Origin of the sequence: Longimicrobium sp., assembly GCF_036399255.1 — a bacterium.
Classification (GTDB): Bacteria; Gemmatimonadota; Gemmatimonadetes; order Longimicrobiales; family Longimicrobiaceae; genus Longimicrobium.
In genome coordinates this window covers 97,413-109,149 of record NZ_DASWNM010000091.1, presented here as the reverse complement: position 1 = coordinate 109,149, position 11,737 = coordinate 97,413, and the positions used below count along the sequence as shown (strand labels likewise).

The 11,737-nt window shown below is 68.7% G+C and carries 8 protein-coding genes and 1 pseudogene; 3 read left to right on the top strand and 6 right to left on the bottom strand.

The genetic code is table 11. The annotated features are described in order from the left end of the window. Nucleotides 1–782: 782 nt before the first annotated feature. Complete coding sequence (locus VGC13_RS16570; RefSeq protein WP_331126388.1) at nucleotides 783–4,730, top strand: hydantoinase B/oxoprolinase family protein; 3,948 nt, start codon at nucleotides 783–785, stop codon at nucleotides 4,728–4,730. 218 nt (nucleotides 4,731–4,948) lie between these two features. On the opposite strand, the gene VGC13_RS16565 is transcribed toward VGC13_RS16570, so the two are convergent. Continuing rightward, nucleotides 4,949–5,173: a hypothetical protein gene (locus VGC13_RS16565; RefSeq protein ID WP_331126387.1), complete on the bottom strand. Its 225-nt coding sequence runs from the start codon at nucleotides 5,171–5,173 to the stop codon at nucleotides 4,949–4,951. Nucleotides 5,174–5,876: 703 nt separating this feature from the next. Beyond that, nucleotides 5,877–6,620, bottom strand: coding sequence for a hypothetical protein (locus VGC13_RS16560; RefSeq protein ID WP_331126386.1), 744 nt, complete (start codon nucleotides 6,618–6,620; stop codon nucleotides 5,877–5,879). A gap of 209 nt (nucleotides 6,621–6,829) precedes the next feature. On the opposite strand from VGC13_RS16560, the gene VGC13_RS16555 reads away from it, so the two are divergent. Together VGC13_RS16555 and VGC13_RS16550 are read left to right on the top strand one after the other, a co-directional pair. Beyond that, nucleotides 6,830–8,140: a divalent metal cation transporter gene (locus tag VGC13_RS16555; protein WP_331126385.1), complete on the top strand. Its 1,311-nt coding sequence runs from the start codon at nucleotides 6,830–6,832 to the stop codon at nucleotides 8,138–8,140. 109 nt (nucleotides 8,141–8,249) lie between these two features. Further along, on the top strand, nucleotides 8,250–8,933 hold the full coding sequence (locus tag VGC13_RS16550) for a metal-dependent hydrolase (RefSeq protein WP_331126384.1): 684 nt from the start codon (nucleotides 8,250–8,252) through the stop codon (nucleotides 8,931–8,933). A gap of 38 nt (nucleotides 8,934–8,971) precedes the next feature. Here VGC13_RS16550 and VGC13_RS16545 read toward each other — a convergent pair whose 3' ends face one another. The 4 genes and pseudogenes from VGC13_RS16545 to VGC13_RS16535 all read right to left on the bottom strand — a co-directional run bounded on the left by VGC13_RS16545 (nucleotide 8,972) and on the right by VGC13_RS16535 (nucleotide 11,652). Then, a complete protein-coding gene (locus VGC13_RS16545) occupies nucleotides 8,972–9,793 on the bottom strand; it encodes an SDR family oxidoreductase (RefSeq protein WP_331126383.1) in 822 nt (273 codons plus the stop codon). 207 nt (nucleotides 9,794–10,000) lie between these two features. Next, nucleotides 10,001–10,384 (bottom strand): hypothetical protein, encoded by a 384-nt coding sequence (locus VGC13_RS16540; RefSeq protein WP_331126382.1) that lies wholly within the window; start codon nucleotides 10,382–10,384, stop codon nucleotides 10,001–10,003. 120 nt (nucleotides 10,385–10,504) lie between these two features. Beyond that, nucleotides 10,505–10,849: pseudogene (locus VGC13_RS33665) on the bottom strand (DUF3037 domain-containing protein); the annotation flags it as partial. Nucleotides 10,850–10,857: 8 nt separating this feature from the next. Further along, nucleotides 10,858–11,652, bottom strand: a complete 795-nt coding sequence (locus VGC13_RS16535; protein WP_331126381.1) for a hypothetical protein — start codon at nucleotides 11,650–11,652, stop codon at nucleotides 10,858–10,860. Nucleotides 11,653–11,737: the final 85 nt, after the last annotated feature.

Here is an 11,737-nt window from a genome sequence, read left to right as displayed (position 1 = left end):
GAGTGCGGGAGTGCGGGAGTGCGGGAGTGCGGGAGTGCGGGAGTGCGGGAGTGCGGGAGTGCGGGAGTGCGGGAGTGCGGGAGTGCGGGAGTGCGGGAGTGCAAAGGTGATGATTCGAGTCGATGGATGACGTGCCGTCCGCCCGCGGGAGCGAATGAATTCGCCGCGGGAAATTCGCAAAGTCCGCCTTCGCGGACTCGGCGGCCCGGCGGTGTGCGGCGTCCCACGCACCTGCGCGTCCGCAGCCAGACAGGCCAACATCCAGCCGCCTGACTTCCTGAGGGAGCGCCGCGCAGAACCTTCCTGCACTCCACACCCGGCGCGCGACCGAAGGACCTCGCCTCGGCCCGCGCGTGGCCGGCCAAGAGCACGACGAGGCTGCGGCTACAGTCCGCGGAGGCGGACTTTGCGTCCTTCCAGCGGCGAATTCATTCGCTCCTGGTGCGGACGCCCGCCGATCTTTCCGCTCCCACTGGCATCTTCCGCTCCCATCGCCTCTTCCGCACCCACCGATTCTTCCGCTCCCACCGATCCTTCCGCTCCCCCTGGTATCTTCCGCTCCATCGGCTCTTCCGCACCCATCGCTCCTTCCTCAATCGTCCGACCTTTCCATCAACCACTCCGATTCCATGAACCACCCGACTCCCCCCGGACCCTGATTCTCTCATCCGCGATTCTCTCATCCGCCGGGAGGCCGCGCCTCCTGCAATCACGTCGTCCATCCGCTATTCTGTCCGCGCTCTCACTTCCGCACTCACGCACTGACGCACTCCCGCACTTCCTTGCCCTGGCACATCTGGATCGACACGGGCGGCACGTTCACCGACTGCCTGGCGCTGGACCCGTCAGGCGCGGTGCGGCGGGCCAAGGTGCTCAGCAGCAGCGCTCTGCGCGCCGTGGTCGCGGAGATCGAATCCGCCGACACGCTGCGCATCAGCGAGGACTGGGGCGCGGCGGCGGGCGTGGTGGACGGGCTGGAGCTGCGCGCGCTCTCGGGCAATGCGCCGCCGGTGCGGATCGCGTCGTACGACGCGGCGAGCGGGCGGATGCGGCTGGAGCGCGGGATGGAGGGGCTGCGGCCCGGCGCGGCGGTGGAGGTGCGCTCGCCGGAAGAGGCGCCAGTGCTGGCGGCGCGGCTGGTGACGGGCACCGCGTACGGCGCCCCGCTGCCGCCGCTGGCCATGCGCCTGGCCACCACGCGCGGCACCAACGCGCTGCTGGAGCGGCGCGGCGCGCCCACGGCGCTGTTCATCACCCGCGGGTTTGGCGACCTGCTGCGGATTGGCACGCAGCAGCGGCCGGACCTGTTCGCGCTGGACGTGCGCCGGCCGGAGCCGCTCTACGCGGAGTCGATTGAGATCGACGAGCGGCGCGCGGCGGACGGCGCGGTGCTGCTGCCGCTGGACATGGAGGCCGCGCGGGCGGCGGCGGAGCGCGTTGCATCCGCAGGCATCTGCTCCGCGGCCGTCGCGCTGGCGCACGCCTTTCGCGACCCCGCGCACGAGCGGGCGCTGGCGGAGGTGCTGCGCGCGGCGGGGTTCCAGCACGTGTCGCTCTCGTCGGAGCTGGCGCCGTTCATCGGGCTGCTGGCGCGGGCGGAGACGGCGGTGGTGGATGCGTACCTGGGGCCGGTGATCGGCGGATACCTGGACGGCGTGCGGCGCGCGCTGGGCGGCGGGCGGCTGCACGTGATGACCAGCGCCGGCGGCCTGGTGCGGCCGGAGGACTTCCGCGCCAAGGACTCGCTGCTCAGCGGCCCCGCGGGCGGCGTGGTGGGCGCGGCGCTGGCCGGGCGGCGCGCCGGTCACGCGCGGGTGATCGCCTTCGACATGGGCGGCACCAGCACCGACGTGGCGCGCGTGGACGGCGACTTCGAGTACGTGTGGGAGCACGAGGTGGGCGGCGCCCGCATCGTTGCGCCCGCGCTGGCGATCGAGAGCGTGGCGGCGGGCGGCGGCTCCATCTGCGCCTTCGATGCGCAGGGGGTGCGCGTGGGGCCGGAGAGCGCGGGCGCATCCCCCGGCCCCGCCTGCTACGGGGCCGGCGGCCCGCTGACGGTCACCGACTGCAACCTTCTGCTGGGCCGATTGGACCCGGCGCGCTTCGCCATCCCCGTCGATCCCGCCCCTGCCGCCGCGGCCGCAGACGCCCTGGCCGCCCGGGTCCGCGCGTCGGGCGAAGCGGTGGAGCGGCAGGCGCTGCTGGCGGGGTTGATCGACATCGCGGACGAGCGGATGGCGGACGCCATCCGGGGCATTAGCCTGCGGCGCGGGTACGATCCGTCGGAGTACGCGCTGGTGGCGTTTGGCGGGGCGGGGGCGCAGCACGCGTGCGGCGTGGCGTCGCGCCTGGGCATCGGCACCGTCATCGTGCCGACGGACGCGGGGCTGCTGAGCGCCATGGGCATTGGCCACGCGCCGCTGGAGCGCTTTGCCGAACGCCAGGTCCTGCGCCGCCTGGACGAGGTGCAGGATGAAATCGCGTCGGTGTTCGATGCGCTCAGCGCCGAAGCCGCCGACGCCGTCGCGCGCGAGGGCGTGCCGCGCGACGAGATCGCCGTCCGCCGGCGGATCGCGAACCTGCGCTACGTGGGCCAGGACTCCACGCTGACGATCGAATGGAACCGATCGGTCCCGCTGCGCGACGCGTTCGAGGCGCGATACGCCGCCGTCTACGGCCACCGCCCCGCATCGCGCCCCATCGAGGTGGAGTCCCTCCGCGCCATCGCCTCCACCACCATGGCGGACGATCCGCCGCCGCCGGCCCCGGAACCCCACGACGCCGCCCCCGCCGCCACGCGCGAGACGTGGATCGGCGGCGCGTGGGTGCAGGTACCCGTCTACGAGCGAGACCGACTGGTCCCCGGCGCCCGCCTCGCCGGCCCCGCGCTGATCGCCGAGCGCCACAGCGCCACGTACGTCGCCGCGGGGTGGAGTGCAAGCGTCGACGGAGCGTCAAACTTGATCCTGATTGACGAAACACCCCTCCCCCGCAGTTTGGGGGAGGGGTCGACCGCCGTCGCGAGGAACGAGCGAAAGGACGGTCGGGGGAGAGGGCCCGCCGTTCCCCAAGCCATCCGCCTGGAGCTCTTCGTCTCCCGCTTCCGCGCGCTGGTCGGCGAAATGGGCGAGATGCTGCGGCGCACCGCGCTGTCCACGAACGTCAAGGAGCGGCTGGACTTCTCCTGCGCGCTGCTGAACGCGGCGGGGGAGCTGGTGGTGAACGCGCCGCACATCCCCGTGCACCTGGGCGCCATGGGCCTGTGCGTCCGCGCCGTCCGCGACGCCGTGCAGATGCGCCCCGGCGACGTCATCGTCACCAACCACCCCGGCTTCGGCGGATCGCACCTGCCCGACGTCACCGTCATCACCCCCGTGCACGACGACGGGGCGGTGCTGCTGGGCTACGTCGCCAGCCGCGCGCACCACGCGGAGATCGGCGGCACGCGGCCCGGATCCATGCCGCCCGCCGCGCGCACGCTGGCGGAGGAAGGCGTCGTCATCGCCCCCATGCACCTGGTGCGCGGCGGCGAGGCGCGCTGGGATGCCATGCGCGACGTGCTGGCCGGCGGGTCGCATCCCTCGCGATCCATCGACGACAACCTGGCGGACCTGGCCGCCGCCGTGGCCGCCAACCACCGCGGCGCGGAGCTGCTGCGCGCGCTGGCCCGCGAGCACGGGTGCCGCGCCGTCGCGGACTACATGGACGCGCTCAAGCAGCGCGCGGAAGCGGGGATACGCGACGCCCTGCGCCGCATTCCCGACGGCGCGTACACGGCCGAGGAGCGGCTGGACGACGGCGCGCCGCTGTGTGTCCGCATCACCGTGGAAGGCGACCGCGCGACGATCGACTTCGGGGGATCGGCGGGGGTGCACGCCGGAAACCTGAACGCCACGCCGGCCATCGTGCGCAGCGTGGTGCTGTACGTGCTGCGCCTGCTGGTGCGCGAGCCGTTGCCGCTGAACGAGGGGCTGCTGCGCGCGGTGGAGCTCATCGTCCCCCCCGGCCTGCTGAATCCGCCCTTCGGGACCGATCCGTCTCTCGATCCCGCGGTCGTGGGCGGCAACACCGAAGTGAGCCAGCGGCTTACGGATACGCTGCTCAAGGCGCTGGGCCTGGCCGCCTGCAGTCAGGGGACCATGAACAACGTGCTGTGGGGATCGGACCGCTTTGGCTACTACGAGACGGTGTGCGGCGGTACCGGCGCGGGGCCGGCGTGGGACGGCGCGAGCGCGGTGCACAGCCACATGACCAACACGCGCATCACCGACCCCGAGGTGGTGGAGCACCGCTACCCCGTGCGCGTGGAGCGCTTCGGCATTCGCGCGGGCAGTGGCGGCGCCGGCGCGCACCGCGGCGGCGACGGCGCGGTGCGCGAGCTCACCTTCCTGGCGCCCATGTCGCTCTCCGTGCTCACCCAGCACCGCGCCGAGGGCCCCTACGGCGCGGCTGGCGGAGCCCCCGGCGCCCCCGGCCGCCAGCGCCTCATCCGCGCGACCGGCGAGGTCGTCGAGCTGGGCTCGGTGGATGGAACGGAGGTGGAGGCCGGCGACCGGCTGCTGCTGGAGACGCCGGGAGGCGGCGGGTGGGGAGCGCCGGGTTATGCCTTCAGGATTACACCACAGGATCACCCTCCAGCTTACCTCTGCGCCGGGCGTTTGCTGTACCTGCTGATGTCGTCGTGCGAAACGACATCCACCAGGACGAGATGTGATCCTTCGGGAATGTAGATGATCCGGTCTCCCCTGTTCACGTAGGCTTCCCAGTAATGCTTGTCCGGCTTGATGGAGTGCGCCTTCAGGCTGGGGTGAGCCGGATTGTCGAATAGTAGCCTGGCGCGTGCACTGACTTGCCGTCGCGTGCCATCCTGCAGCTTCGCGACGGCCCCTTTGTACTGCTGGGTGATTTCGAGCGTCTGGAACGCCGGTGCAGGCTGACGCACCGGTGTTCAGGCGAGACTGTCGAGGTGAGCGAGTGCCGCCTCGCGAGAATCGAACTTCTCGACTCGTCCCTCGCGGCGGTCCGCCTCCGCCTTTTGGATGCGTGCCTGCATCTCGGGATGGTCGAACCAGTGCCAGTCACCGTGCCTGATGCGTCGAAGCGCTGCGGCAAAGCGGGTCTGCCACGACTGCTTCAGGACCGGCTTCGTCGGCTCCCGCTTGGTCTTCTGCATCGGATTCTCCTCAGACCGGGCTCGCCAAAGGCGTTCAATGGTTGAACACCTTCGGGTTGAATGCTATTCGAACTGGAACGTCTCTGTCAACGGGATATCTCCAGCCACCACGCGCCTGCCCGTATCTGTAGCTGGTTGCAGGCCAAAGTGTTCCGCGGATCTCCCGCGATCGATCTGGTGAAGTACCTGGCCGATGTGACTGTTGGATACGTGCGCTTCAAGCAGGGGGCGCCCGCCGTGGCCCGCCCATCGACATCGCCGCGATCACAACGCATCAGGGCTTCAAGTGGGTGGAGCGGAAGCATTATTACCGGCAGGAGTTGAATCCGGCTATCATTGAATGAACCTCGAGACCTGGGATGCTCATGGACGATCATGCCGGAAACCCGTCAGGCCCGGGACGCTCGACCTCGACGCCCAGAGGGGGATCAAAGCCGCCGATCCCACCCGTGCCCAAACTCAGCGAAGGCCAGGTGAAGGATCTGCAGGATTGGGCTCGCAAGCACCTTCCCCCAGCAAAGATGAAGTAAGCATTGGCCCTCTCCCGGCACTGGAGCGGGCCGATTTTCATGCCTCGGCGATCGGCGGTTGGTGGGTCTACCCGTCCCCGGACGCTCAGCCTCTGAATCCGGCAGAATCCCCGAGGTTGATGCGGGCCCCCACCGCGGCTGGTGGGGGCCCGCGTTTTATCCGCCGGTCCGGCTTACCGCGTCTCCGGCAGCGTCTGCACCACGTTGCCCTGCGCGTCCAGGAACTCCAGTCGCGGCACGTCCAGCGAGTCCACGGCCATTCGGATGCGCGTGCGGCCGGCATGGTCGTGGATCCGCATCCCCGCGACGCCCTGCTCCTGCCCCACGAACACGCGGTTGATCTCCCACTTTCCCTCGCGCTGAAACCGCACGCGGAGCGCCCGCCGCGCCGCGTCGCGCTCCGCCTCGGGAAGCCGCTCGATGGAGTCCTGCGCGGCGAGCCACTCCTTGGTGGTCCCGATGGGAAAGTCGGAGATGCGCAGCCCCGCGCCGTAGTAGCCCGGGCGCTCCATGTAGTTGAGCGCCACCACCTGGTCGCTTTCGAACCGGTCCATCGACAGGTGCCCGCCGGCGCTCACCCCGTCGGGCGTGCGCTCGCTCCAGTGCATCAGCCCGCCGGACTCGTCGCCTTCGCCGTTGAAGAAGATGATGCCGTTGTAGCCCTCGCGCTCCCCGTGCTCCCGGCCGTCCATCCACACCCCCGGCAGCCGGTGCTGGTTGGCGATCACCAGCGCCAGCCGCCCGTCCGGCTCTACCACGTTGATGCGCTCCACGTCGATCTCCTGGAACCGCTGCCGCTGCGCCGACTGGAACGCGGTGCCGCCCAGCAGCAGAAAGCCCAGCAGCGACACGGCGGCGTAGCGGCGCAGAAAACTGACTTCGCGCTCCAGGCGGGCGAGCGTGGCGTGGTCATGCATGCGGGCGTTCTCCGGGATGGGTGGATGAGGTGCGGGCGGTTGCCGCGCCGTGAAGAGTGCGATGCGTGCCGGACGCCGGACGTTTACATCCGCGGGAGGGATCCGCTCATCCGTTCCCGGCCGGGCGGAGCAGATGCTGGCGGCGTGCCCCGCCGCATGCATATCATGTCGCCACATCCCGCCGTACGTCCTCCCCAGCGTCCCGCCGCATGAAGCGCTTCCTGCAGATCCTGTTCTGGTCCGTGATCCCGGCCGCGTTCATCGGGCCGGGGACGGTGACCACGTGCGCCTCCGCGGGTGCGGGGTTCGGCTACGCGCTGCTGTGGGCGCTCACCTTTTCCACCATCGCCACGGTGGTGCTGCAGGAGGCCAGCGCGCGGGTGACGGTGGTTTCGGGCCGCAACCTGGCCGAGGCCATCCGCGACCGCTTTCGCGGCGGCGCCACGGGGCTGCTGGTGCTGCTGCTGGTGCTGGGCGCGGTGGTGCTGGGCAACGCCGCGTACGAGGCGGGCAACGTGCTGGGCGCCTCCGCCGGCGCGGCCCTGGGCTCGCCCGTGGACGCGCGCGTGGCCACGCTGCTCATCGGCGTGGTGTCGGCGGCGGTGCTGTGGGTGGGCACGCCGCGCGTGGTGACCACGGTGCTGGCGGCGACGGTGGCGTTCATGGGCATCGCCTTCCTGGCCACCGCGTTCCTGCTGCGGCCGCCCGTGGGCGAGGTGCTGCGCGGCAGCCTGGTGCCGGCCGTCCCCGCGGGGTCCGGGCTGCTGCTGCTGGGGCTGGTGGGCACCACGGTGGTGCCCTACAACCTGTTCCTGGGCTCGGGGATCGCGCGCGGGCAGAACCTGCGCGACATTCGCTTCGGCCTTACGGTGGCGGTGGTGCTGGGGGGATTGATCTCGATGGGAATCCTGGTGGCCGGCGCGGACGTGGAGGGCACGTTCAGCTACGAGGCGGTGTCGGCCACGCTCTCCACGCGGCTGGGGGGGTGGGGCGGGCCGCTGTTCGCGTGGGGCCTGTTCGCCGCCGGCTTCTCGTCGGCGATCACGGCACCCCTGGCCGCGTCCGTCACCGCGCGCGGCCTGTTTGGCCAGGACACGGACCGGTGGGAGCCGCGCGGATGGCGCTACCGCGCCGTGTGGATGGGGGTGCTGGCGGTCGGCGTGGGGTTCGGCCTGGCGGGGATCCGGCCCATCCCCGCCATCATCCTGGCGCAGGCGCTCAACGGCGTGCTCCTTCCGTTCGCCGCGGTGTTCCTGCTGGTGATCGTCAACGACCGGGGGTTGATGGGCGACGCGGGGATCAACGGCCCGGTGGCCAACGCGGCCACCACCGCCGTGGTCGCCGTTACGCTGGTGCTGGGCGTCTCGGGCGTGCTGCGCGCCGCGGCCACCACCCTGGGCCGCACGGCCACGGAGGGGCAGATCCTGGGCACCGCCGCGGTCATCGCCGCGCTGCTGCTGGTCCCGCTGTTCCTGTGGGTGCGGCGCGCGCGGTCGGGCGCGCGCGCGGCCCTGGCCTGACGGCGGAGGAATCCCGGCGCGGTATCGGGCGATTCCCTGCATCGCCAGTGGCCGGGCGCTGGCTAGATTGGCGCGCTCGATCTTCCCCGTCCACACATCCACGAGACTGATGCTCCTGGGTCACTACGGCGCCGCGTTCGCCGCCCGCCGCACCGCTCCGCGAACCTCGCTCGGTGCGCTCACCTTCGCCGCGCAGTTCCTCGATCAGCTCTGGCCAATCCTTCTGCTGACGGGCGTGGAGCACGTGCGCATCGTACCGGGGCTGATGGCGGCGAGCCCGCTGGATTTCGTCTCGTATCCCGTCTCGCACAGCCTGCTGACGGCCGCAGGATGGGGCCTGCTCCTGGCCGGCATCTACTACGCCCTGCGGCGCGACGGGCGCGGCGCCGCGGTTCTCGGCGCGCTGGTGGTGAGCCACTGGCTGCTGGATGCGCCCATGCACCGGCCCGACCTTCCGCTGTGGCCGGGCTCGCCGGTGCTGGTGGGCGGCGGCGCATGGAACTCGGTACCACTCACCATCCTGCTGGACGGCGGCGTGTTCGCGGCGGGGCTGGCGCTGTACCTGCGCGGCACCCGGGCCCGCGACCGCATCGGGAGCTGGGGGCTGTACGCCATGGCCGCGGTGCTCGTCTTCTTTTTCGTCAGCGGGTTCCTTGCGCCCCCGCCGTCCGGCGAGCGGGAGCTGGCGTTCGGGGCACTGGGCTTGTGGCTGTTCGTCCCTTGGAGCTGGTGGGTGGACCGGCATCGCGTCCCCCGGCACGCCGCCGCGCGGCCCGCGGGCCTCTCCGGCTGACGACGATTCGTGCGCGAAGGAGGCCGCGCCAGGGCGATTCACCCGATGCCGTACAGGCGCATCACCACGCGCTCGAAGGCGCGGCCGGAGAGCAGCGTCCGTCCCAGCACCGTCGCCAGCCGCTCGCTTGCGGGCCCCACCATGTAGCGCATCCGGGGCGAGGGCGTCCGCAGGATGCGGTGCACCAGGCGCGCGACCTCCTCGGGCGGCGCGCCGCGCTGCTCGTCGCGCGCCACGATCTCCAGCGCCTTGCCGAACGTCCCCGCGTACGGCGAGCCGTCCCCCGCGCCCGCGGCCACCCGGCGCGTGGCGGTGATGCCGGTGCGGTAGTTCCCCGGCTCCACCAGCACCGCCCGGATGCCGAACGGGCGCACCTCGCCGCTCAGCGCCTCGGTGAACCCCGCCACCGCGAACTTGCTGGCGCTGTACGCCGCCTGAAACGGCAGCCCGATGCGCCCGCCGATGGAGCCGATGTTCACGATGTGCCCGCGCCCCGCGGCGCGCATGGCGGGGAGCACGGCGCGGCACACCCGCCACACGCCCAGCAGGTTGGTCTCGATCTGCGCCCGGGCCTCGTCCGCCGTCGTGTCCTCCACCGCGCCGGCCAGCGCCCAGCCGGCGTTGTTCACCACCGCGTCGATGCGCCCCGCCCGCTGCAGCACCGCCGCCACCGCCGCATCCACCGAGGCGTCGCTGTCCACGTCCATCACCACCATCTCCACGCCCCCGTGCGGAGCCGCGGCTTGGCGCCGGCTGGTGCCGAACACCCGAAAGCCCTGCTCCGCCAAGTGCCGCGCGCACGCCTCGCCAAGCCCCGAGGAGGCACCCGTGATCAGGACGACTCGGCCGCTTGCGTTCATGGGATGTAATCTCCTGGATGTGGATGGACGATGGCCCAACGTGTCGCGCGTGCCCTGCTTTGCGTGAACGGGAGTGCGTATCCTGTGCGAACCCGGCCGGAAGATGCATCCGGCGGCCCGATGCGAAAAGGAGGGTGGCGGCCACGAACAGAAAACGGCTCCAGCGGTGCTGGAGCCGGGTTTCTCGGTCACGGCGATTCGCTCTGCTTAGAAGGCGGTCGTCTGAAGAATCTGAAGTTCGCGCGCGATCGTGTCGAGTTCCCCTGCGGCAGAATATGTGTAGACTTTGGGTTGCGTCCCATTGAATGCTCCTTCACTGCTGATTATCTCGCGGGCCATCTTTCCTAACTCATTCCCTTCTCTTGATCTGACGATAACAGAAATCGCCGATGAGGCCGTAGCCCTAAGAGTTTGCTCAATTTTTTGAGCGATCAGACGTGCATCGTCCAACGTCTTTCGTTCATTTGAATCATGTGTTTCCATTGCATCTACAAGAATCACGTCCTTCAACCGCAAAGGATACCAGACGGGAACACTAAGATCTGAGCGCGTTTTTCCTTCGATCTGTGCGTTCTCCGTAAAATCCCGCACCGGTTCATATCCAAGTCGTTGAAGACGCGTGCGAACGGACCGTACCACTCGACTGCCGCGGCGCCGACGGGGTGCCGCGGTATCTGATACTGAATGGAGATGTAACTCCACGTATCGCGAGAAAAGATTGTCGGCTGCCACACCAGCATCCACGGCCAAGATGCTACGAACGCGAGAAAATCGGAGGACGCTCGTCCACTCTTGATGAGCTCGCGTCAATGCGTCAACACCACTCTCTCGGATTGCTTCTCGGACACTCTCGTACGCGTTTTCCAACAGAAGTTGCGCATGCCGTACCGGTACATTGGGGAGGGTCGATTCAACACGCCTAAAGTCATTAGTGATCCGTAGCGCGACATCTTCCGTGCTGGGGTCGTATACGATTAACCCAACGTTCAGCGCTTCATCACGCTGATCGTCAGCGCACTTGATAATCGCATAGTTGATATACCTTTCTCTAGTCATTTCAGATCTCAGCAGTTGAGATCGATACTCGGGAAACGATCCATTACTCGGGTTACAACGGTGCGCGTCTGTGATCCGCGCCAAACTGCCTCCTCTGGTACTTCACTCGGCGGAATCGCTGGATCAGCCCACTCCTGAAGTGGGGCCAACTCAAGATGCTTAGCCAACACTTCACGATCGAGTCCCTCTACCATGACAAAATACGACCCGAACTCCAACTCGTTTTGTACGATCGACCGCATTGCATAGCTCTGAGGGAGCATTGCAGCAGGCAGAGTTCCGCTTTGCCTGAACTGCCCCCATGCAAGCCATCCGTTGTCGATGTACATCAGCAAGAACTTCTCGCCACTCGCGTCAAAGTCCGGCAAGACAAGCAAGTTGTCCTCCCTGCGGTCGTTGTTGAACTGCACAGTGTCGAGTACTGTCACGCCAGCTACAGATTCCGGGTTTGCGATTGCAGACCTTGAAGGCATGAATGGGAATTCGAATTTCCCTTCCTGCCATTCGCACCAAAACGCGGTTCCCGCTCGCACATCCGCAAGTTGCCCGCCAGTTGAATCTAGAAATTCCCGCGTCAAGTTTATCAAGCCATACGGGGGCGTGGGCAAGTTTATAGATTCGGCGATTTTATAACCCAGCCATTCGCCTAACAAGCGGCCCCCGCTTTCCTCTGCCCTGCTGAGAATCTGTGGTTTTACGCAGAGATGCAGGGTCTTCCCCAAGCTGTCTCGGGCGTATGCCTCGAAAGTTAGATTTCCACGCACGATTACCCGGACAAACTCGGTCGGGATCAAAGACTCCATGATGCCAGGCGGCTGAGAGGGCAATTTTCACGTCACACCTGGACGCAACTTGCCAAAGTTACAGCCCCTTGCACACCGCTGTCCA